This window comes from Algoriphagus sp. PAP.12, from assembly GCF_026652115.1.
Lineage (GTDB): Bacteria > Bacteroidota > Bacteroidia > Cytophagales > Cyclobacteriaceae > Algoriphagus.
Window position 1 is genome coordinate 553,382 of the sequence record NZ_JAPPSQ010000001.1, and the last position, 21,778, is coordinate 575,159.

Below are 21,778 nucleotides of genomic sequence, written 5' to 3' on the forward strand. Positions count from 1 at the left end.
TTGATAAACAGCCCTTCAGATTTTTTTCTAAGGGCTGTTTTTTTATTTTTAAAATTGGTTTTGCCGACACATGAAATATTTTTTTTCAAACTTCTTCTTTTTAATTGTTGGGATTTCTTTTGCTCAAAATGCAGAGCTGAAGAAAGAGCTAGGTCGTATTTATTCCAATCCTGATTCTTCCCGATTTTATCTGAAAGAGGCTGAATCCAAGCTTTTTTCAAAATCGGATTCCGGATTGTATTATTATTTCAAAGCTGAATCATTCAATTTGAAATTAGAAAATCAAGCTGCCAAAGAAGCCTTTATTTATAGCCTTGATTACATCGACCCAAAGCTAAATCCTGAATTAGTGTCTCTGGCATATATCAGATTGACCAGACTTGATAAAGCTTCAGGACAATTTGAAAAAGCGCTCCAATTTTCCCAGGATGGGCTTAAGCATACAGAGAGTTCTTTGGATTCAAATTTCATGGGCTATCATTTGCTGGATATCGCTGTGATTTACCATGATATGGAAAGCTATGAGCAAGGTGTGGATTATGGGAAACGAGCATTGAAGGTTTTGGATTCTTATTCTAAATCAATTCCCGCCTACAAAGCTTTTGCTTTAAACAGCATTGCAATCAATTTTGACGATTGGAATAAGCCAGATAGTGCACTTTTTTACCATTACAAAGTCTTAGAGGATATAGAGAATCTGGACAGCATGCGAGTGATTTTTACCTTCAACAATATAGGGAATACACTTTTGAAGCAGGAAAAATATGCAGAGGCCAGAAAGTGGGTGGAAATTGCTTTGGGGCTCAATCGAAAAGACAGCTATCCTGCCTACGGACTAGCTACTAATTTCACGAACCTCGCAAACATTGCTTTTAATATGGGTGAATTCGCCAATGCCCGACAATTGATGGATAGTGCAGCCTATTATGTTCAGGAAAGTGGTTCAACAGAGAAGAAAAGAGATTATTTATACGAGGAGTATCGCTTTCATAAAAAGAAGGGTGAATTGACAAGTGCCATGGAATTTTTGGAAAAATATTCGGCCTTGAAGGATACCATTTTCCAGGAAGAAAGACTTCGAACCATGAGCGAAATGGAAGCTTTATATGATGTAGAGCAAAAAGAACGTGAATTGGCGGAATCCAGAGCGGAAGTTGCTGAGCATGAACTGACAGTAAAAAGCAGAAATAATTTACTGCTGTTACTTCTCATATTTCTTTTGGTTTTATTGGGTTTGGGATTTTTTATCTATTACAGGCAGAAAAACAAAACCCGCCACTTACAACAAGAAGCAAAACTTCAGGCTATTTATTTGGAGCAGCAAACACAAAAGCGTCTTCAGGATCAACGGGATTCCATCGCTTCGGATCTTCATGATAATATCGGTTCACAATTGACCTTTATCGTTTCTTCTTTGGGTAATCTAAAGTTTGGGAACCTGAGTAAGGAAGTTTTATCTACTAAAATCGACCAGATTTCAGGATTTACTGTGGAAACCGTGAATGAGCTCCGAGATACTATTTGGGCAATGAATAAGGAAAGTATCTCTATTGAAGAATTACATTCCCGAATTCAAAATTTGTTTGCGAAAGCCCGGCAATCCTGTCCAACTATTGAGTTTGAATTTAATCTGGATCCCCATATCGATACAGAATTGAAATTGAATTCCATCGAAGGTGTTAACTTTTATAGGATAGTCCAAGAGGCTGTGAATAATTCCATCAAATATGCCAAGGCTTCAAAAATCGAAGTGGATTTGTTTTTGGAGGATGAAAAGATCAAATTAAAGGTTACCGATGATGGCGTGGGTATTTCTGGAGAAAACCCGTTTGGAAATGGGATGAATACGATGAAAACTCGCGCTCAAAGAATCGGGAAAGAATTTGAGATTAAGAGCTCTGAAGGCCAGGGCACTGAAATATTGGTGAGTTAATTAATCTTTTTATGTCCATCAAAATTGCTATCGCAGAGGACAATTCATTTTTATTAAAAGCAGTTTTGGAAAAACTGTCATTTTATCCAGACCTGGAGGTGAAGTTTTCTGGTTCGAACGGGCAGGAATTTCTTGAAAAGCTTGAAAAAGATCCCAATGTTCAAGTCGTTTTGATGGATATCGAAATGCCTAAAATGACAGGAATTGAAGCAGTTTCCAGAATTTCTCAGCTTTATCCTCAGATCAAAACGATCATGTTGACAGTCTTTGATGACGATGAGAATATTTTCAGATCGATTCAAGCTGGAGCAAATGGCTATTTTTTGAAAGAAGTTGATCCGCCGACTTTGTATCAGGGAATTCTGGATACTTTGGATGGAGGAGCCGCCATGACTCCTTCCATTGCTTTGAAGACTCTCAAATTATTGAGAAACCCACCCACGTTTGACGAACCGAAAGAAGAAATTTCTTTAACCAAAAGAGAGGTAGAAATCTTGGAGCAGATAGCCAAGGGATTGAACTACAATCAGATTGGCGAGAATCTATTTATTTCTCCTAAAACGGTCCGGAAGCATATTGAAAATATTTACCAAAAACTTCAGGTTCATAGCAAATTGGAGGCAGTGCAGAAAGCAGTTAAAAATCGGATTATTGATGGATAATCAATCTTGAATCCGAATTCTCCACTCTTTGGGATAGTAGTTGTTGATTCGATTCCCTAGATTTTTGATCCAACCCAAGGGAAGTGAGTTATATGTTACCATGATCCAACCCGTAGGCATATCTTCAATTACAGGATCATTTTTTCGAAGGAATTCCAATGCTTGATCTTTCTCAATGTTTACTATCTGAAATCCATTTTTTGGAAGAGTAGAAAGTGCCCATTCATGAGAAGGGATCCAGTCATTTTTCTGCTTTTTCCCAATTTCTACTCCAAAATATCGAATGCTCAAGTGCTGAGTAAGCTTTTCAAAATAGGCTTTCCAATCGGATTCAATTCGGAAATATGAATCATTCAATTGGTAGTATTGTCCGGAAAGAGGGAATCCCAACTCCTTATCAATTGCATTGGAATCTTTTGGACTTACTTCTTTCAAAAAGGGGTGTTTGTAATCTTTGATCTTTCCCGGAGGCAAAATATAGGCATCATCTGGTCGCTGCATGACTGTCACAAAAAAGCCTTCCCCATCCACCAAATGCGGATAAAAGCGATAGCCATAGAAGGTGCCGTCCTCAGTTTCTACTTGGGTTTCCCGGATATTCCAATTGGGATCCAATGGAATTCTTACGGGTTTGTAGGAAAACTCTGAAGTCAGAAACTCAATCATTTCTTCATTTTCCTTTTCGTTGAAAGTGCAAGTGCTGTAAATCAGATATCCGCTGGCGGCAACCAAGCTTCCTGCACGATCCATTATCCTTTTTTGTCTGGAAGCACACAGTGTCACATGATCCATAGACCATTCATTTCTCGCCTGCGGATCTTTGCGAAACATTCCTTCTCCTGAGCATGGTGCATCCACCAAAACCAAATCAAAGAATCCTTCCAATGGTTCGAAATGCTCAGGATCATTATTGCTTACCAAGGTATTCCCCAACCCCCATTTGATCACATTTTCTTTTAAAATCTGAGCCCGTGATTGGATCACCTCATTGGCCACCAGAAATCCATCTTTTCCCAAATAACTACTTAAAAGAGTTGACTTTCCTCCCGGTGCTGCTGAAAGATCCAGAAACAATTCTTTGGGAACCTGAAGAGAGCGCAGAATATGATCTATAAACATAGAAGAGGCCTCTTGCACATAATAAGCTCCAGCATGAAAACTTGGGTCCAGCGTGAAAGAAGGCCTTTCTTTCAAAAAGTAACCATTCTCAGTCCAGGAAATCTGTTCAGAAACTTCCGGAGCCTGGCTTGACTTATCAGCGTTGATCCGAATGGATGTTTTGGAGTCCTGATTGATGGCTTTTTCAAAGAGTTCATATTCCACTTCTCCCAATTGGGATTTCATTCTGCTTTGAAAATCTGAAGGAAGAGAAATGGACATGAGATTGAATTTTTGCCAAAGATAAAAAATTGATCCAAAGCAGTCTTTATCTAGGATTAACAAGTAAGATAAGTAGCTAATAATCTTTAAATTCAGAAAAAATCAACTCTATGGAATACGTTCTGAAGGCTATTGTTCTGCTGGTTGCCATCCAGCATTTGTTTTTTCTTTGGTTTGAAATGTTTGCTTGGGAGACTTTTGGAGCGAGACTATTTCGGGGTAATCCAAAAGAGTACTACTCCAAAACCAAAAGTATGGCCGCCAATCAAGGTTTGTATAATGGTTTTTTGGCTGCCGGTTTGATCTGGTCTCTCCTTCACGCTGATCCTTATTTTTCTCAACAAGTAGCACTGTTCTTTCTTTCCTGTGTTTTGATCGCAGGAATTTTTGGAGCCTATTCTGTCAGTAAAAAAATATTCATTGTTCAGGGCATTCCTGCGCTGATCGGAATTCTCTTGATCGTAATTTCTAATCTATAAATCCATAAACCTATTATTTATGAAATTGTATAAACTGCCCAACCAAACACTTTTAGAAATTGAGTCCGAATTTCTACTTGGACCGGAATTGGATTGGGATGATTTATTGGGACGAGAAAATCTGAAATCTCTCCTCACCAAAGAAAGTCAGACTTGGGAAAAAATTTCTAGTGCTAATGCTGAGTCCCTAATCAAAGAAGAATTATTGGCTCCAATGGGCACGCAAGAGATCTGGGCAGCAGGTGTGACTTATTATCGAAGCCGAACTGCCCGGATGGAAGAATCTCAAGATGCGGGCGGAGCAGATTTTTATGACAAAGTCTATGCGGCTGATCGACCGGAATTATTTTTCAAAGCCACTCCTTCTCGCGTTTCTTCCCCTGGAGGAAAAGTGAATATCCGGAAAGACTCTACTTGGGATGTGCCCGAACCGGAGTTGACTTTGTTGATTTCTCCATCAGGAAAAGTCCAGGGATTTACTGTTGGTAATGATATGAGCAGCCGAAGTATCGAAGGTGAAAATCCATTATATCTACCGCAAGCTAAAGTCTATCAGGGCTGTGCATCCATCGGTCCTTGTATTTTGATTCAAGATTCTATTTCTGAAAGCACTGAAATTTCCTTAGAAATCTATAGAAATGGAGAGTTAGCAGCTTCTGGAAAAACCAATTTGACACAATTAAAACGAAAACCACAGGAATTAGCCGGTTGGTTATTTAGAGGAAACACATTCCCAGTGGGTTGCTTTCTGATGACAGGTACGGGGATTGTGCCAGATGATTTTACTTTAGCAAAGGGGGATGAAGTGAAAATTTCCATCGAAGGAATTGGAACACTAGAAAATACAGTAGGTTTGATTTGAATAATATTGTAGCATTTCCTCAATTATTTACGTGTGGATAAATGAATCCTAAATTTTCAAAAATGAGAAGATTTTTATTGCTTTCACTGTTAATTACTATTCTATTTTCTTGTCATGAGAACGAAAACCCGTCACTGGCTGAATTTCCTCAGAAGTGGGTTTTAGCTGGATATTTTTCCGTTTGGATGCCTGAAAATGGAATCGTTCCAATAACGGATTCCCTCTATTATTATGAATTGAGAAAAGATGGGACTTTCACCAAATTCATCGGTGAGTTTGAATTGGATGGTACTTATGAAAAAGGAAAAGATGAGTTATATAACCGTGATAATATTATTTTCCAATATGATCAGGAAACTTATTTAGAAGATAGGGAGCGCGGTGCATTTGGATTGATTCATAACTGTGGAATGGATAGTGAGTATTTTTCATTTGTGGATTCTAATACGATCAGGGGTTCTTGGGGAGCATGTGATGGACCCAACTTGTATTTCGAAAGACAATAGACTTCTTGAGAAATATCTAATTGAAAATTGAAGGCTGATTTCTGAAAAGAGTCAGCCTTTCTTTATTTTGTGGAATGAGTCAATTCTTCCAAAAACCGCTACAACTTCCTCGCTATTCTCAAGGCTATCATTTGATCACCGATTTGGTTGAAGAAGCCATTCCTGAAATTCGTCATATAAAAGTGGGATTTTTACAAGTTTTTATCCAGCACACTTCTGCGGCTTTGACAATCAATGAAAATGCGGACCCAACGGTAAGAAAAGACTTCCAAACCTTTGTAAATGAGTTGATTCCTGAAACTTATCCACGGTTTATCCACACTTATGAAGGTCCAGATGATATGCCTGCGCACATTAAAGCCAGTTTTTTTGATTCTTCGCTTCAAATCCCCATTTCTGGTGGAAAACTCGCGCTTGGAATTTGGCAAGGAGTTTATCTCTGCGAATTCAGGAAATTTGCCTCAGGAAGAAGGCTTTTGTTAACCGCCTGTGGAAGTTCTTAAACCTTAGCTAAAATCCATTCCCACCACTTATAAAATTTTGTTCTGCTGGCCTAGAAACAATTTTATTTTTGTGGAATCAGCTATACTATGAGAATTCTATTACCCACCTGTCTTTTGGCGGTTCTACTGATTAGTGGATCGGCTTTTGGACAAGAGCATACTTCGAATGCTTTTGCCTATAAAGTAAATGACCCCATTGTTTTGGATGGAAATTTGGATGAAGAAATCTGGGGACCAGAAGGTTGGAATGGTGAATTCATGCAGTATTTTCCCTCAGATACTTCACTGGCAATTGCTCAATCCCGTGTTAAGATCGCTTTTGACGATAACAATTTGTACATCGCTGCAGTGATGGAAAATTTGGGACCCAGAGAATATGTGTCCACTTCCTTGCGTAGAGATTATCGTGGTGCTCAAAATGACGGGATCACTTTTGTTTTCGATACATTCAATGATAAAACCAATGCTTTTCAGTTTGGTGTAAATCCTTATGGAGTTCAAAGGGAGGGTTTGATTTCCAATGGTGGAAATAAATCTGAAGATTTGAGTTTAGCTTGGGATAATAAATGGTATGCGGAGGCAAAAATTTTTGAAAATCATTGGCAGGTGGAGGCAATTATTCCATTATCGACAGTACGATTTAAAGATGGAGCCCAAAACTGGAATATTAATTTTTACAGAATAGACAGTGATGCGGGAGAAAGAAGCTCCTGGTCTCCTCTCCCACGTAATTTCAATATGTCTTCTATTGCCTTCAATAGGAAGTTGATTTTTGAGGAGCCTTTGAAAAAGAATTCTGCTAATATTTCCCTGATTCCCTATGTGGCTGGGAAGACCTCTAAAAATTTCCTGGAAAATACCAGTGAACCTTTCAAACCTGCTGTTGGTGGGGATGCCAAGGTTGGAATAGGCCCAGCGATGAATTTGGATTTGACATTTAATCCTGATTTTTCTCAAGTGGAGGTGGATCAGCAGGTGACTAATCTGGATAGATTCGAAATATTTTTTCCAGAAAGAAGACAATTTTTTCTCGAGAATGGAGATTTATTTGACAGCTTTGGTCAGCAAAGATCCAAAGCTTTTTTCTCAAGAAGAATTGGTGTTGATATTGATTCTGCAACTGGGCAAAATGTGCAAAGTAAAATTATCTATGGAGCAAGGCTGAGTGGAAAAATAAATGAAGACTGGCGAATTGGAGCCATGAACATGCAGACTGCAACAGATACCGAAGCAGGAATTTCAGGGAAAAATTTCTCTGTCTTAGCAATTCAAAAAAAGGTTTTTGAACGATCCAATATCGGTTTGATCTATGTGGATAAGGAGTCTTTGGGTTTAGATGAATATAAGTCGCTTTTTAACCCTGATGAATATAACCGACTCATTGGAATGGATTTTAATCTCAATTCTGCCAATGGTAAATGGACAGGTAAGGCCTTTTATCATAGAACTTTCGAGTCACGTGAAACAGTAAAACCTTATTCCTTCAATGCATATATGCTTTTCAGTGATATCCATTGGGGAGGAAGTGTGAGTATTCAGGATATTGGAAAGGATTTCAATCCTGAAGTTGGCTTTTTACCCAGATCTGATTTTAAAAGGTTCAATCCTGATATTTCTTATATGTTTTACCCCAATTCTAGCTTAATTAATCGACATGGGCCTAAGTTGGAGTTTGAAGGATATTGGAATGAAACTATTGGAACAACAGATCGAGATTATAACATCAGTTATACAGTCCGGTTTAATTCTTTTGCTGAGTTGACATTGACACAAAAGAACAGATACCTGTATTTGTTTCAGGATTTTGATCCTACTCGTACTGGAGGTGAGAAATTGCCTGCAGGAACAGATTATTATACTCAAACTCTTGGTTTTGAATTCAGAAGTAATCCGAGGAATGTCTTTAATGTTAGAATGACGGGAGATGGAGGGGAGTATTTTACTGGAAACTATTTTAGCTTAGTCAGTGAACTAGGCTTACGATTGGGCTATATGGCTAACATTTCCATGAATTTCAATTATGCCAGAATTCGTCTTCCAGCTCCACAAAGTGATGCAGACTTGGTTTTGGTTGGGCCCCGAATCGATTTAACTTTTACCAAAAAGCTATTTTGGACAACATTTATCCAGTACAATAATCAGATTGATAACCTGAATATCAATACCCGATTGCAATGGAGATTTGCTCCTGTTTCAGATTTCTTCCTGGTGTATACAGATAATTATTACCCAAGTGATTTCACTCCAAAGCAACGCTCCTTGGTATTTAAGCTGAATTATTGGTTAAATCTTTAATAGAAAAGGAAACGCCGAGGGTTTCATTCCTGATCCATTTCCTTTTGTTTCTTTTTTCTCTCCAATTCTCGCGATTGGGAAGCCAGAAGAAATAGTATGAAACTAGAGACCAAGTAATCAAGTTGAAAATCAAATGAAAGAATGTTTCTGGCTCATTCAGGCATTCCAATTAAGAGGAAGCCCCAGGCGGTCAAATACTCTTGAGAAAAACACAGTACCAAATCCAAATGGTAGGGTTGGAATGTAATTGATTTTATAAAGCAAAAATTCCTTGAGATTTTGCAAGAAGGACATTTTTATGATGTTTAAAAAAATAAATTCAGGTCAATTAGCGGAGATTTTTTAAGTTTTCAAAATTCGGTCTAATCAGCTTTTTCCGTTTCAATTCTAGTTGATAAAGGTATTCTCCCAATTCACTGAAAAAAGGAAGACCTATTTCCTCATATTCATAATTGTCATCATTCAGGATCTCGTCCTCATTTGAATAGACAACTGCAGAAACGAAAAACTCCACCTCGTTTTCAAAATCTACGAAGTAAGTTCCGTCGATCAGGTAGCCATAAGACCAGCCTGTTTTATTGAAAATCCGGTATTGGGAAGGAATTGAGTCTTTTGAAGTTCCAAACTTGAAGAATTTGGAATAGGAGTCGTAGAATTCCGGGAGCTCATATTTCGGAAAATCACTTTCTCTGGGAAGCATGCTCATATACTTCATCACAAATTCCCGCTGTTCTTCCGTGATATTGAATCGCTCTGCCTCAGGAAATGCCATCGGATAAATGATTCTTTGAATAACTCCATGTAAGTCCGTTAGTGGAAATTTATTCTTGTAGGTAAAATCCATGGGATCCTGAATCAGGGAGTCATTTTTGTAATGAGCTTTTCCGATTTGTGGCTTGGTTGGGACATGGAAATCCGTCTCAGTGTGTCTTTCAGGTAACTCAAGCAACATGGAACCATTGACATCGACAAACTTCACTGGATTGAAATATCGGTTTTCCTCCGGGCTGATAGGAAAACTAAGACGCTGACTGATTACAGTGTTATTTAGTCCTTTTTCTTTCAGTTTTTGATTGATATAATCTAATCCAAGAACTTCATAGAGTCGATTATAGGCATCATTATCTGAGACAATCAGGATTTTTTTGATGTAGTGACCGATACTTGGAAGAGAATCTTTTGACGAAAAGTCTACATAAGCAGGAACTTGTGAAGGACGAACTGAATCAATCAAAAGTGTTGTATTCCTATCCAACCCCTCAATTCCTTGTTCATTGAGCCATTCCAAAGCAAGTAATGCCACCGGAAGTTTTACTGTAGAAGCGGGGTAAAAGTACTTTTGATCATCCAGATTGAAAGAATGGTCTTCATATATCGGGAGACCATGTTCATTTTGATCTATACTAGAAAATAGAATCTGCACTTCGTATTTATCCTTTTCAGAAAGTACTTTTTGAAGCGTGGGATAGTCTTCTATTCCATCTACAAAAGGAACTTCTTTCTTTTGGGTACAAGAAAACAGGATCGTAAAAGAGATGAAGGATAGGAATAGAAGATTATGCTTCATTAGATTTCAATTCTTTGAGAGTTTGAACCAGATGCGATATATCATCGGGTTGGTGGAATGCCGATATAATAATTCGGTTGATCAATGGAGAATCGACAGTGGGATATCTAAAGGAGGAAATGATGATTCCTTCCTCTTCCAATTTTGGAATCCAAGAATCCTTTGTCAATTTGAAAACAGGATAGTTTGACAAGCCCTCGATCTCTTGAATTTCTGAAATGGCCTTGTAAAACTCTAGGCAATTTTTAAAAAGTCCAGTTTGTTGACTTTCAAATACGCTCTGACATTCTAAAAATGCAGCTAAATGTGCCGGCGAACCAGGTGAAGCTCCTCCATAGAGAGCCGTTCCTCTTAACTTTTGGATTGTTTCGCGATTTCCCAAGACTATCCCGGCTGGAATTGCCAGCCCTTTTCCGAGCGAACCACATACTACTAAATTGTAGGTGGGGGCATTCCATTGAATGTATGTGCCGAAGATTCTTTTTCCTAAAACCCCAAAGGCATGGCTATCATCCACCAAAAAAGTTACTTCATGGGAATCCGAAATTTCCTTTATCCAAGAGTAATCATGGATTTGTGCTGTAAAGGCATCAACTGCATTCCCCAGAATCAATATTCTTTGTGATTTTAGGCTTTTTGAAGTCCCTAAACACTCGTTTTTCCATTGTGTAAAACTTAATTGAGTATTTGGAAACAGGCCTTCTGGAAGAATTGCAGGATGAGCATCGGGAGCAATCCAAATTTTATCAGCATCTTTTGCCAAAAGTTGGGTTGAGACGATTCCGGCTATAAAACCAGAGCTTAGGGCCGCGGCATCCTCTGCTCCGGAATTTTCTGAGAAATACGATTCAAATTCATCAAAAACAGGAATTCGAATGTTATTAAGTCTACTTTGTCCATGATTGGACCCCCATTTTTGAAGATGATGAGAAATGCTTTTCAAAAACTCTGGATTTTGAGTCATTCCGAGGTAAGATGTGCCGCTGAAATAGAGAAATTCTCTCCCTTCCAATTGGATTGTTCTACCAATTCCTTCTTCTAAAAAATGGATTTTTCCAGCCATAGCTTACTTGGCAAAGATTTGACTTTCGTCCTGAAAAGATTTGAATTCAAGGGCATTTCCACAAGGATCTAAGAAAAACATGGTTGCTTGCTCTCCTACTTCTCCTTTGAAACGAATGTAAGGTTCGATAACAAACTCAATCCCATGATTTTTCAATTTATCCGCGAGTTCATGCCATTCGTCCCAAGGGAGGATTGCTCCAAAATGACGCACAGGGACATTTTTTCCGTCTACTTCATTGGTTTTGGCATTGGCAAGCTCCTCAAGTTTGATATGTGCGGAAAGTTGATGGCCGAAGAAGTTGAAATCGATCCATTTGTCAGTACTTCTTCCTATATCGCATCCCAGAAGGTCTCCATAAAAGGCTCTGGTTTCCTCAATATCCCGAATCGGGAATGCTAAGTGAAAGGGTTTAAATTGGCCCATAATGTGTACTTTCGTTAAGTGATTTTTATTCCTTAAAGATATGTCAAAAAAGAAAAAAGTCTCATTGGTTTTGAGCAGCGGTGGAGCGAGAGGATTGGCACATGTTGGGGTGATTGAGGAGTTGGAAAAGCGGGGGTATGAAATTTCCGAAATTGCGGGTTGTTCTGCAGGAGCCTTGGTAGGCGGTATGTATGCCTGCGGAAAAATGAATGAGTTCAAAAACTGGATCTGCAATCTTGATCGGATCGACGTTTTTTCTTTAATGGATTTTACTTTCTCCAGTCGCGGATTTATCAAAGGGGAAAAAGTTTATGGTGAGCTTAAGAAAGTAGTTGCGGATTGTCAGATTGAGGAGTTTTCCATTCCTTTTTCTTGTAATGCAGTGAATGTCATCACTGGAGAAGAAGTAATTTTTAGAAAAGGGAGCTTATTTAAAGCAATTCGGGCTTCAGGAAGTATTCCTTCTGTGTTCATTCCAGCGTCTCATTCCAAATCCTCTTTGATTGATGGAGGAGTGTTAAACCCAGTCCCGATTTCTTTATTGCAAAATCATTCTGAAGAGAACATGATATTGGTAGTGGATGTGAATGGTTTGGATCATGATTACATTACTCCACCCAAGAAAGATGAGGAAGGAAATGGATTCATCTCAATCCCGAATTGGTTGAAGGAATACCGGAATAAAATGGGACAATTTTTCCCAGATGAAAAGGAAGTAGAAAAGGAAATTTCTTATTCCTCTTTGAATTTGGTGAAGCGCTCATTCGATTTATTGCAGGATAGATTTTGTGAATTGTTGCTTCAACAATACCCCGTAGATATTCAAATTAAAATTTCCAGAAAGCAAGCAGGAACCTTGGAGTTTCACCGATCTGGTGAATTGATTGAAATAGGGAGAATCAAAGCAAAACAGGCATTGGATAATTGGGAAAATGAAAATAGCTGAACTAAACCGTCTATTGGGCAACATCGATATCTATCTCTTGGATCAGATTCTAAAGGGTAGATTTACGAAGGAAATGAAGATCCTGGATGCCGGTTGTGGGGAGGGAAGAAATACCGTTTATTTCATTCGTGAAGGCTATCAGATTTTTGGAATTGATCCCAATGAGACAGCAATTCAATATTGCCGATATCAGGCAAAAAGTTTGGATCCAAATTATGATATCCACAGGTTTCAAGAAGGAAAATTGGAGGATGTTCCCTTTCACAAAGAATCTTTCGATGCAGTAATCTGTTCAGCTGTTCTGCACTTTGCTCAGAGTGTGGATAACTTCTGGCAAATGATTCATGAAATCCACAGAATCTTAAAACCGGGAGGAATTTTTTGGTTCCGGATGTGTACTGGATTTGGAGATACTTTATCCAAATCTAAGCCTATTGGCCAAGGAAGGTATCATTTGCCAGATAATTCGGACCGATTTGTCTTTACGGAAGAGTATGTGGATAAATTACTTTCGAAAGGTTTTAAATATATAGAAAACCCCAAATCCGTTTTGGTTTTAGGCCAAAGAGAGATGGGGGTTTTTGTTTTGGAGAAGGTTTTACCCTATTGAATTATCGCGACAGAAATGTTTTTATCGTTGGCGATTAAATTTTCTGCAACACTTCCTATCAACAGGTCTGAATCATCAGATTTTCCTTTTTTGGAGATGATTATTAAGTCAACTTTTAGCTCTTTTGCTTTCTTGAAAATGGCAACTCCAATTGGTTCTTCTTCTGCTATGATGCTTAGCAATTTTCCCTGGATTTTGACTTTCTTTTTGAGCTTTTCAAATTTGGAATCAGCTTCTTTTTGAAGGCTCTTTTGTATTTTCTTTTCATTTCCAAAGAATGGAAAATAGCGAATCCCAATTTTCAGGACGTGAAGGGGAATAAATTCAGATTTTGTGTTTTTCGCTATCAACTCTGACACTTCGAGTACTCGCTGAGTATAGGAAGAAAAATCTATCGGAGTTAAAATTTTACTGATAAGCGGTTTTGCAGTTTCAGGTACCAGAATCAAATTGCAAGAAAGAAGCCTGACCATTTTGCTGCTGAAGATCCCAGTGCCTTCAAGGCTTTTCTTTTTTCCCAGGAAGAATAGGTCAAATTGGCTGTTGTTGATCCATGTAACCAATTCACTGAAATCTGGCTTGGGTTGGATGTAAATGTGAATTGAAGGTTTGAGAGATCCGAAGACTTCAATGACGGTTGATTCGATTTCTTCGCGTATTAATTCCTCTAGCGTTTTGTTTTTCTTTTGGAGTAATTGTTCCAAATCTTCTGAAAGCTCCTCAATTTCGATCTGATGGATGATGTGGAGTTCCTCAAAATCAAACAATGAATCATATCCTTTGATGAAATGAAGCATCTTTTCATCCATTTCTGTCAAATCCGCTGCGAGGGCTATTTTATTCAAGTTTTTCATCTCGTTGCTTTTCTAAAGGTTATTAATCGTTGGATTTTTTGGACTTTTCCTCTCGTTTGATCAAGGATTTCTCCAGCTTTTTCTCATATCGCTTTTTATCAGGAACTTGTTCCAATTCTTTCATTTGAAGGTATTCAGATCTGAGACCTTTATACAGGGAATAAACCATAAATATCAAAATAAATAGAAACGGAAGTCCAGTAGTGATGGCTGCAGTCTGTAAGGCTCCCAAACCACCTCCTACTAATAAAACTGCTGCAACAGCCCCTTCAGCTGATGCCCAGAATATCCGTTGAGGGACTGGAGAGTCTAATTTTCCTCCAGAAGTAATATTGTCAATCACCAAAGATCCTGAGTCCGATGAGGTAACAAAGAATGATGTCACCAAAAACAAACTGATGATTGATCCGACTATACTAAATGGGAACTGCTGGATAAAGACGAATAGTGCTGTGGTAGAATCCGATACTATTTCATTGGCTAATTCGTGGGTTCCTGATTGCAAATCCAAATAAATGGCTGAACCACCCATAGCTGTCATCCACAGAAAAGTCAATAAGGCAGGTATCAGCAATACTCCAAAAACAAACTCTCGAATCGTTCTTCCTTTGGATACCCGAGCGATAAACATTCCGACAAATGGGGACCAAGAAATCCACCAAGCCCAATAGAATACTGTCCAATCACCTTGCCAACCTGCATCTCGAAATGCTTCTGTCCAAGTTGAAACCTGAATAAAGTCTCCCATGTACGTTCCGACATTTTGGATAAAGCCTCTCATGATATACAAGGTTGGGCCGACGATTAGGATGAAAATCAGAAAGATCGCTGCAATTCGAATATTCCATTCACTCAGGAATTTTACTCCTTTATCAATCCCAGACACTACAGAAACGGTGGCAATGGCAGTAATGGAAGCAATGAGGATCACCTGAGTCGTGGAGGTATTTGGAATATCAAAAAGGAAAGATAAACCACCGCTGAGCTGCTGGACTCCAAGTCCTAAGGAAGTGGCTAATCCAAATAAGGTCGCCAATACTGCAAAAACATCTATGACATCCCCAATCCATCCTTTGATTCTGTCTCCCAAAATGGGGTAAAAAACTGAGCGGATGGTTAAAGGCATTTTTTTATTGTAGGCAAAAAAGGCAAGGGCAAGAGCCACCACGGCATAAATCCCCCATGCATGCAGCCCCCAATGGAGAAAAACCAAATTCATGGCGCCCTGTGCTGCTTCGGGACTGAAATTTTCATGGTTCGGAGAATTTGCATAGTGATTAACAGGTTCGGCTACACCCCAAAAAAGTAAACCGATTCCCATCCCGGCACTGAAAAGCATAGCAAACCAAGCAGAGGTAGAAAATTCCGGTTTGGCATCTTTTCCACCCAATCTGATCGATCCGTACTTACTAAAACCAACATAGATGCAGAATAAAATAAACAAATTGACTACGAGGATGAATAGCCAACCGGTCTGGTCGGTGATGAAATCCTTCATGCTAACAAAGACCTGCTCCATCGGTTCACCCACTAATAAGGTGATGGTGATAAAGACGACAATCAAAATTGTCGCTGGCCAAAAAACAGGAGGATGAATATCTAGGTATTTATTTTTCATAATCTTTTGTATTAGAAGTAATAACCGAGGTTAATATTTAAGCGGGTGTTCCAATTGGGTTTTTGATCGATCGGATTAGTGGCACTGATGGGTTCCAAATAATTGATTCCTCTACCTGACCCGATCGAGTTTCCACCAAAAGAATCAGTAAGCCACGGCTGATTGATTCCTCTGGCAATGTCGAAATAGCAATAGATCTTGCCGGCACTGATTAGTGCTCCTGGAACATGCATGTGAGTTGGTGCAAATTTTTGAGATTGACCATTGATCTGGATTTCTCCCATTTTTTGCATGTAGGTATAGTCGTTATAAAGCTGAATATTTCGAATAGGGCCCCATTGAACGGGAATGTCATAGGCAATTCCGATGGTATACATGGCTGCCTCTGACGCTACGTCGTAGGTACCAAATCCATAAGCTCCCATTTGCACAAAATCCAAAATGCTCCCATTATCGTCTTGAACATCCGTGAAGTTGTAATAAAGTGCCTGGGTCTTAAGATTTAATCGGCCCCAATTGTTTTCAAAGTGAATGGCAGTAGCAAATTGTCTTCCGGTGTGGGATGTTTGCTGATTGTAAACCTCATGGGTTTGAAGGGATAGGCCTATTTCTCCAAATTTGAGTTTTCTGGCTGCCCTTAAATTGACTTGACGCCTTTCGATATTGCTGTTTCCGGGAATAGGAACCACATCGTAGGAGTAACGTGCCGAACTGGCTACCCCATAACTCAACTCGTTGGTCCCTCGAGGTTCAGATAGTAAGAAATAAGCAATATTGAATCTCCAATGTTCTAAATCACTGGTGAAATTGAACCCAATCTGATGATCATCCTCCAAGCCAACATAATAGGGAGTCATAAACCACCAGCTATGGGAGGCATAAGTCAATAGCCCAAAAGGAACTTGGGTAATGCCAAATTGGAGATTTGTACTGGGATTGAATCGATATCCAATCCAGCCGTATTTGATAAAATGGGTATTAAAAGTAGGGTAAAAACGGTATTCGAATGATAGTTGAAGTCCGTCGCTATAGGAGTCTACATTAATTCTCCAGGTATCCCAAGTCCAGTCATTGCGACCTTCGGTTCCCAACGGGAAGGTTTTACCCTCATACTTGGCGTAAATGGTATTCAGTCGAAGAGCTCCTCCGATTTTTAGCCAAGAGGTATCTTTTTTTGTTTCTTGAGCAGCAAAGTTGACATATTCCAAACTTGCCTTTGAGTGTCCAAAATCTTTTTCGAATATGGTTTGTAAGTTTGCTCCTCTTTTGACAGAGTCCTCAGGAATATCCCTCGCTAAAATGGAAGTAGAAACGAGGATGAGGTGAAAAAGTAAGTAGAAACTATAACGGGTCATTGGCTGGGAATTTTCCTACTTCGATTTTGAAGTAAAGCTAAACCTGTCCATTCAAGGTAAAGCATCTAATGAATAAATGAAATTCATCTAAGATATTTTTAGGAGAAATCTCACTCTTCAGATGTGGATTGGATTCTCTTTTTAATTGTAATTCTTGGTCTAATAGAAAAATTAAAACTCCAATAATGGCCCGATTGTTTGTCATAATTGGAGTTTCGAGATCCTGAATTGAATATTGAAAAAGTCTCAAAAGGATCAATTTTATAGTAATTTTGGCCCTGAAAAGAATTTTGAACTTGAAAGTGAATTTTCTAAATACAAAGGGTCAAATTCAAATTTTTATACTGGATAAGATTTAATTGTAAACAATAAAAAAATGACACTCCAATATGCTCTCGAGTTAATCGGTACCTTTGTTTTTGCTATATCGGGAGCATTGGCAGTCCGTGAAAGAGAGCATGATTTATTCGGTGCTGGATTCACGGGTTTTATTACTGCGATTGGTGGAGGAACCTTGAGAGACATATTGTTAGATGCTTATCCATTAGTTTGGATTGCAGATATCAATGTGCTTTATGCTATTTTGGTTGGGATCTTAGCCGCTTTTATTTTTCCCAATTTCCTAAGTAAGCTGAGAAAGACTCTGTTTTTATTTGATACGTTGGGAATTGCATTTTTTACGGTTTTGGGTGTGGAAAAAGCGTTAAGTCTGGGAGTCAGACCTGAAATTGCTGCAATTATGGGAATGTTTTCCGCTGTGATGGGAGGTGTGATCCGAGATACATTGACGAATGAAATCCCGATTCTATTCAGGAAAGAGATTTATGCCTCTGCCTGCCTAGCTGGAGCTATTTTGTATTTGATTCTAAATTATTTCGGATTGGAAAGAGATTGGAATCTGTTGATTTCTGTGGCAGCGATTATTGCTATTCGATTGGTAGCCATGAAATATAAGTTGAGCTTGCCGAGATTGGATTGAGAAGGATGAAATTTGAAGTTTGAAATCTGAATTCTGAATTCTCAAAAGCTAATATCTTATTCATAAGAGATGCTCGGTTTGAGTCGGACAAAGGCAATCTGATCCCTATAATTCAAAAATGTATACAACATGCCTTTGTGCACAAAGGTCTTATTTGCAAAATATTCCCCTGGTATAAAAACCGATAAATCCAGCTTTTCTTCATGTATCACGTCTAAATCTGCATCAAAAACAGACAGGACAAACCTAAAATATCTCTCCTCTTTCTCTGGTTCCAGCTGCACCTCCCTGCTATAGCGATAGAAGAGCCGCTTTTCAGGATCCCTGATGATCGGTCCAAAGACTACTTCCTGAAATTTCCTTTTTTTGGCGGAATTCAGGTCCTGCATGGACCCGACCTTTTTCCGAAAATTTCCTCGCTTGACATTAGAGATCAAATTGCTTTTGTAAGCTCGGTGAAACAAAGAATCTTTCTTTGCATCATAGTACCACAATTCATTTTTGTAGGAGTTGGTTGCAATTATGTTGGGGCCATCCAAAGTCAGGAATTTGTATTCCGGGACCAACATGTTTTTACCTTCCCGATATTCCCATCGGATTAAATACTTCTCTGATTGATCTTTGAAATTCACAGGAATCAATTTCAGGGATTTGGAAACTAAATCTACTGTTGCTAAACCGAGTATACGTCCATTTGAAGGAAAATAACCGTAATAACTAGCGAAAAAAGAGCCATCTTCTGAGATTTCGCCCATGCCACTTATTTCTTGGCTTTCACCCAGATCATCCCCTAAAAGTTTGTGGTTTTGAAGGCTATAGGAATCCAACAATTTGGTGTTGGCCCCCATTCTGAGTATTTCAAAATAATCCCTGATGATCAGATCTCCACTTTTGGTTTTCTTGATTCCAGTTGGGAAATACTTCTTGATTCCATTTGGGCCTGTCACTTCAAACTGAATGTGTTTTTTAAGCTTTTGGGCTTCTATATCATATACATCCACTCGTCCAGTCCCGGGATTTAAATTATAAAGTAAGCCCTCGGAGGATACATAATCCGAAGAAACCAAATCCATATCGAGGTAAGGTAGGGAATCTCCCGAATCAATAAATACCGTGTCTAGCGTGTATTCAAAAGTATGGTTGTCAAATGCTTTGGGAATTTCTTTGACCTTTTCCTTTTTGGGTGAGCAAGAAAAATTTCTGACATAAATAGGAAAAGGAGAAATCGCTTCATTTTATTAAAGTTGGTTTTAATCTAATGAATGCCAGTTCGTCCTCCAAATTGATATAGATATAAAGCACTGTATCTTTTATGAATTTGAAATATGGTTTAGGTTTCTATTGAAATCTAATTTTTCTTCCAGGATTTGGGTGGAGGAGTTATTTGTACTTTTTCCGCCTTGAGAGCATGAATAAACTAAGATGAAGAAAAAAAAATAAATAGATTTTACTCATAAGAAATGGTTGGTTTCAGTCTGACAAAAGCCAGCTCATCTTGTACATTTAAAAAGGTCCAGTAATACCCATCTTTAATAAATGATTTTGAAATGCTAGGGAAAAACCCTGGCTTTGGTATGATTGACTCATTTAGGGCTTTCAGGTTTTGATCAAATACAGTTAAGTAAGAATTTAAACTGGGTTCTCCATTTAAGTCATATCCTTCAAATTGGGTGGTAATCCTTAAAAAAATCTGATTTTCAGAGTCATATTTGAGAGGTCTAAAATTTACCTCCAAGTTCTTTTTTTTTGCAGCTTCTAGAAACTCATCCATAGATTCTACCATTTTTGGAAAATTCCCCTCCTTTTGATTTTTGGTTAGCTGACTTTCAAAGCTTATTTCTTCTGAACTGTTTGAATCAAAATGATAAACCCAAATTTTATTGACGGAACCTGTTGAGAGAATTATCGAATCACCTTTGAATGTGGCTCCTATCATTTCGGGATATTCCCCTTTATTGATCTTTTTTCCAGGCTCACGATAAAAAATGTCAAAGTCATTTGCCCACTTTAGAAAATCCAATTCCTTGAATTCGATTTCTTTGCTTTTGAAGTCAAATCGAATTAATCCTTTTCTTTTTCGATCAGGTAATGTATCCGTATAATATGAATAATAATATTTTCCATCCTCTGTAGTAAGGCCTTGAAGGTTAACTAGATTTTCTGGATTAAATCTGATATCACTTAAGCTATCATTTAGAAAGCTATAATTTGATTTTACTTTTCCATTGATATCAGCATTATAAATATGACTTGTGGTTTGAAAAAACAATTCGTTAATATCCTCTGCCAAACTCATTCGATATAAAAAGTGATTTGGAACTGCCTGGGGACCTTCTTTTTCGATTTTATATTTTTGTACAAGTACTGCTTTATCAAGATCTATTACCTCAATCTCATAGTTAATTGGGTTGAAATTGTACAGATACCTCAAATCTGAAGACAAATCAGACAAACTCAGTTGTCGACCTAAATAAATAAAGTCCTCCCCTGAATCAATGAATATTGTATCAATTGTCAATGAAACATCTATACCATCCATTGGGATAAGAATGCTGCTTTTAGTACTTTCTTTACACCCAATGAAGATTATTGCAATGAATAAAAAGTAAGAAGTACATTTCATTTTAAAGTCGGTTTCAACCTTACAAAAGCAACCTCATCATCCATGTTGAGAAAAGTCCAGATCAAGCCCTCTTTAATGAATACTTTGTATGGTAAAACAAAATCATCCTGTAATAGTACCTCGCCAATCTGTTCAAATTGAGGATTGAATGCAGTAAGTACAATGTCAAAAATTGTTGTGTCTCCTTTCATTCGGTCAAACTCACTCGTAAATCTCCAGTATACTTCATTTTTACGGTCAAAATACAATGGGCCATAGCGTACTTCCTTTTCTGAATCTTTTATTAGTGCTCGATATTCCTCTTCACTCTCCACTCGGCCAGGAAAGCTTTTGGTAATTTCATAAGACGTATACTGACTATTGTAGCTTTTGAAACTTAATGAATCTGTCTCTAAATCATAAAAATATAGTTGGTTGATTCCTCCGTTTGAAAAGATTAAGCTGTCATTTTTAGCGAGTAGATGAAAGGAAGAAAACATCGCACCGGATGGATAACCATTAAAATACAAGTTGATTCTGTATTTTTCCAGTTCCTTTAAAATATCAAGTGGTTTATAATAGAATGATTCATTTTCTAAATCAAACACAGTGAATCCCAAGGGAGCATTTTCCAATTTTTCATCTGAATAGAAGGTGACAATGGATTTTTCATCTTCAGACAGCGTTTGGTTCAGATCTATTCTAGTCCCATCCGGGAGTTTGTCACCGGTAAATTCATGATTACTAAAAGTCAAAGTGGAATGCTTGTTTCCTTCCGTATCAAATCGAAAAAAATCATAACTATTTGATAAAAAATAGCTTCCGTCAGACAATAAATAAACATTAGAAATATAAGGGTGTCTGATGCCATTGGGACCTTCCAAAGACATGGGGATCACCTGATCGAGCTTTAGTTTTTCTAGATCTATTATTTCCAGACCGGGGTTTTCTGAGCCTGTTTTAAAATTGAATAAATACTTTTCATCCTTTGATAGATCTGAGGACATCATTTGCCATTGCACATGGATAAAATCATCCCCGGCATCCACCATAACTGTGTCCAGTTCGTAGCTGATTTCTATGGAGCGGGTATTTTTTTGTTCTGAATTATTGCTACTACATCCAACTACAGCCAGCG

Annotated in this window: 20 protein-coding genes; 10 read left to right on the forward strand and 10 right to left on the reverse strand. The window is 38.2% G+C overall.

From position 1 onward, the window contains the following. Positions 1–70 precede the first annotated feature (70 nt). Positions 71–1,933 (forward strand): tetratricopeptide repeat-containing sensor histidine kinase, encoded by a 1,863-nt coding sequence (locus O0V13_RS02345; protein WP_268033378.1) that lies wholly within the window; start codon positions 71–73, stop codon positions 1,931–1,933. A gap of 11 nt (positions 1,934–1,944) precedes the next feature. Beyond that, on the forward strand, positions 1,945–2,595 hold the full coding sequence (locus O0V13_RS02350; protein ID WP_268033379.1) for a response regulator transcription factor: 651 nt from the start codon (positions 1,945–1,947) through the stop codon (positions 2,593–2,595). Here the strand turns inward: O0V13_RS02350 and O0V13_RS02355 are convergent, their stop codons facing one another. After that, positions 2,596–3,975, reverse strand: a complete 1,380-nt coding sequence (locus O0V13_RS02355) for a methyltransferase RsmF C-terminal domain-like protein (protein WP_268033380.1) — start codon at positions 3,973–3,975, stop codon at positions 2,596–2,598. 110 nt (positions 3,976–4,085) lie between these two features. Between O0V13_RS02355 and O0V13_RS02360 the strand changes: the two genes are divergently transcribed. The 5 genes from O0V13_RS02360 (at position 4,086) to O0V13_RS02380 (ending at position 8,620) form a co-directional block, all read left to right on the forward strand. Then, entirely contained in the window at positions 4,086–4,454 is a 369-nt protein-coding gene (locus tag O0V13_RS02360) for a DUF1304 domain-containing protein (RefSeq protein ID WP_268033381.1), read from the forward strand. Between the two features lie 19 nt (positions 4,455–4,473). Continuing rightward, positions 4,474–5,316, forward strand: coding sequence for a fumarylacetoacetate hydrolase family protein (locus tag O0V13_RS02365; RefSeq protein WP_268033382.1), 843 nt, complete (start codon positions 4,474–4,476; stop codon positions 5,314–5,316). Between the two features lie 62 nt (positions 5,317–5,378). After that, positions 5,379–5,822, forward strand: coding sequence for a hypothetical protein (locus O0V13_RS02370; RefSeq protein ID WP_268033383.1), 444 nt, complete (start codon positions 5,379–5,381; stop codon positions 5,820–5,822). A gap of 74 nt (positions 5,823–5,896) precedes the next feature. Beyond that, positions 5,897–6,325: a secondary thiamine-phosphate synthase enzyme YjbQ gene (locus tag O0V13_RS02375; protein WP_268033384.1), complete on the forward strand. Its 429-nt coding sequence runs from the start codon at positions 5,897–5,899 to the stop codon at positions 6,323–6,325. A gap of 87 nt (positions 6,326–6,412) precedes the next feature. Next, positions 6,413–8,620: a DUF5916 domain-containing protein gene (locus O0V13_RS02380; RefSeq protein ID WP_268033385.1), complete on the forward strand. Its 2,208-nt coding sequence runs from the start codon at positions 6,413–6,415 to the stop codon at positions 8,618–8,620. Positions 8,621–8,948: 328 nt separating this feature from the next. Here O0V13_RS02380 and O0V13_RS02385 read toward each other — a convergent pair whose 3' ends face one another. Genes O0V13_RS02385 through O0V13_RS02395 form a run of 3 tightly spaced genes read right to left on the reverse strand, consistent with a single transcriptional unit; the run spans position 8,949 to position 11,676 of the window. Then, positions 8,949–10,187: a serine hydrolase gene (locus O0V13_RS02385; protein ID WP_268033386.1), complete on the reverse strand. Its 1,239-nt coding sequence runs from the start codon at positions 10,185–10,187 to the stop codon at positions 8,949–8,951. Continuing rightward, entirely contained in the window at positions 10,177–11,250 is a 1,074-nt protein-coding gene (locus tag O0V13_RS02390) for an aminotransferase class I/II-fold pyridoxal phosphate-dependent enzyme (RefSeq protein WP_268033387.1), read from the reverse strand. Before O0V13_RS02390 ends, O0V13_RS02385 begins: the two co-directional genes overlap by 11 nt. A 3-nt stretch (positions 11,251–11,253) precedes the next feature. Next, positions 11,254–11,676: a VOC family protein gene (locus tag O0V13_RS02395; RefSeq protein ID WP_268033388.1), complete on the reverse strand. Its 423-nt coding sequence runs from the start codon at positions 11,674–11,676 to the stop codon at positions 11,254–11,256. Positions 11,677–11,716: 40 nt separating this feature from the next. Here O0V13_RS02395 and O0V13_RS02400 point away from each other — a divergent pair, with 40 nt between their 5' ends. After that, positions 11,717–12,622, forward strand: a complete 906-nt coding sequence (locus O0V13_RS02400; RefSeq protein ID WP_268033389.1) for a patatin-like phospholipase family protein — start codon at positions 11,717–11,719, stop codon at positions 12,620–12,622. Beyond that, positions 12,609–13,232: a class I SAM-dependent methyltransferase gene (locus O0V13_RS02405; RefSeq protein ID WP_268033390.1), complete on the forward strand. Its 624-nt coding sequence runs from the start codon at positions 12,609–12,611 to the stop codon at positions 13,230–13,232. Before O0V13_RS02400 ends, O0V13_RS02405 begins: the two co-directional genes overlap by 14 nt. Here O0V13_RS02405 and O0V13_RS02410 read toward each other — a convergent pair. From O0V13_RS02410 to O0V13_RS02420, 3 genes are read right to left on the reverse strand one after another with little or no spacing between them, the layout of a single operon-like run. Then, positions 13,226–14,086 carry a universal stress protein gene (locus O0V13_RS02410; protein WP_268033391.1) on the reverse strand — a complete coding sequence of 287 codons (861 nt, stop codon included), beginning with the start codon at positions 14,084–14,086 and terminating at the stop codon, positions 13,226–13,228. The two genes, O0V13_RS02405 and O0V13_RS02410, sit on opposite strands and share 7 nt — an antisense overlap. A gap of 22 nt (positions 14,087–14,108) precedes the next feature. Further along, positions 14,109–15,704 (reverse strand): BCCT family transporter, encoded by a 1,596-nt coding sequence (locus O0V13_RS02415; RefSeq protein ID WP_268033392.1) that lies wholly within the window; start codon positions 15,702–15,704, stop codon positions 14,109–14,111. An 11-nt stretch (positions 15,705–15,715) separates the two neighbouring features. Beyond that, complete coding sequence (locus O0V13_RS02420; RefSeq protein WP_268033393.1) at positions 15,716–17,059, reverse strand: porin; 1,344 nt, start codon at positions 17,057–17,059, stop codon at positions 15,716–15,718. Between the two features lie 376 nt (positions 17,060–17,435). On the opposite strand from O0V13_RS02420, the gene O0V13_RS02425 reads away from it, so the two are divergent. Further along, positions 17,436–18,038 carry a trimeric intracellular cation channel family protein gene (locus O0V13_RS02425; RefSeq protein ID WP_268033394.1) on the forward strand — a complete coding sequence of 201 codons (603 nt, stop codon included), beginning with the start codon at positions 17,436–17,438 and terminating at the stop codon, positions 18,036–18,038. 56 nt (positions 18,039–18,094) lie between these two features. Here the strand turns inward: O0V13_RS02425 and O0V13_RS02430 are convergent, their stop codons facing one another. From O0V13_RS02430 to O0V13_RS02440, 3 genes are all read right to left on the reverse strand, one after another. Continuing rightward, positions 18,095–19,264, reverse strand: a complete 1,170-nt coding sequence (locus O0V13_RS02430; protein ID WP_326492702.1) for a DUF4221 family protein — start codon at positions 19,262–19,264, stop codon at positions 18,095–18,097. A 221-nt stretch (positions 19,265–19,485) separates the two neighbouring features. After that, entirely contained in the window at positions 19,486–20,577 is a 1,092-nt protein-coding gene (locus tag O0V13_RS02435) for a DUF4221 family protein (RefSeq protein ID WP_268033395.1), read from the reverse strand. A gap of 80 nt (positions 20,578–20,657) precedes the next feature. Continuing rightward, entirely contained in the window at positions 20,658–21,776 is a 1,119-nt protein-coding gene (locus O0V13_RS02440) for a DUF4221 family protein (protein ID WP_326492703.1), read from the reverse strand. Positions 21,777–21,778: the final 2 nt, after the last annotated feature.

What these genes read in the sequence shown, in the direction of transcription:
- O0V13_RS02420 (WP_268033393.1), bottom strand. Translation starts at nt 17,059, where the DNA reads ATGACCCGTTATAGTTTCTACTTACTTTTTCACCTCATCCTCGTTTCT.
- O0V13_RS02435 (WP_268033395.1), bottom strand. Translation starts at nt 20,577, where the DNA reads ATGGATGGTATAGATGTTTCATTGACAATTGATACAATATTCATTGAT.
- O0V13_RS02400 (WP_268033389.1), top strand. Translation starts at nt 11,717, where the DNA reads ATGTCAAAAAAGAAAAAAGTCTCATTGGTTTTGAGCAGCGGTGGAGCG.
- O0V13_RS02350 (WP_268033379.1), top strand. Translation starts at nt 1,945, where the DNA reads ATGTCCATCAAAATTGCTATCGCAGAGGACAATTCATTTTTATTAAAA.
- O0V13_RS02390 (WP_268033387.1), bottom strand. Translation starts at nt 11,250, where the DNA reads ATGGCTGGAAAAATCCATTTTTTAGAAGAAGGAATTGGTAGAACAATC.
- O0V13_RS02370 (WP_268033383.1), top strand. Translation starts at nt 5,379, where the DNA reads ATGAGAAGATTTTTATTGCTTTCACTGTTAATTACTATTCTATTTTCT.
- O0V13_RS02405 (WP_268033390.1), top strand. Translation starts at nt 12,609, where the DNA reads ATGAAAATAGCTGAACTAAACCGTCTATTGGGCAACATCGATATCTAT.
- O0V13_RS02375 (WP_268033384.1), top strand. Translation starts at nt 5,897, where the DNA reads ATGAGTCAATTCTTCCAAAAACCGCTACAACTTCCTCGCTATTCTCAA.
- O0V13_RS02360 (WP_268033381.1), top strand. Translation starts at nt 4,086, where the DNA reads ATGGAATACGTTCTGAAGGCTATTGTTCTGCTGGTTGCCATCCAGCAT.
- O0V13_RS02365 (WP_268033382.1), top strand. Translation starts at nt 4,474, where the DNA reads ATGAAATTGTATAAACTGCCCAACCAAACACTTTTAGAAATTGAGTCC.
- O0V13_RS02415 (WP_268033392.1), bottom strand. Translation starts at nt 15,704, where the DNA reads ATGAAAAATAAATACCTAGATATTCATCCTCCTGTTTTTTGGCCAGCG.
- O0V13_RS02395 (WP_268033388.1), bottom strand. Translation starts at nt 11,676, where the DNA reads ATGGGCCAATTTAAACCCTTTCACTTAGCATTCCCGATTCGGGATATT.
- O0V13_RS02385 (WP_268033386.1), bottom strand. Translation starts at nt 10,187, where the DNA reads ATGAAGCATAATCTTCTATTCCTATCCTTCATCTCTTTTACGATCCTG.
- O0V13_RS02380 (WP_268033385.1), top strand. Translation starts at nt 6,413, where the DNA reads ATGAGAATTCTATTACCCACCTGTCTTTTGGCGGTTCTACTGATTAGT.
- O0V13_RS02345 (WP_268033378.1), top strand. Translation starts at nt 71, where the DNA reads ATGAAATATTTTTTTTCAAACTTCTTCTTTTTAATTGTTGGGATTTCT.
- O0V13_RS02410 (WP_268033391.1), bottom strand. Translation starts at nt 14,086, where the DNA reads ATGAAAAACTTGAATAAAATAGCCCTCGCAGCGGATTTGACAGAAATG.
- O0V13_RS02355 (WP_268033380.1), bottom strand. Translation starts at nt 3,975, where the DNA reads ATGTCCATTTCTCTTCCTTCAGATTTTCAAAGCAGAATGAAATCCCAA.
- O0V13_RS02425 (WP_268033394.1), top strand. Translation starts at nt 17,436, where the DNA reads ATGACACTCCAATATGCTCTCGAGTTAATCGGTACCTTTGTTTTTGCT.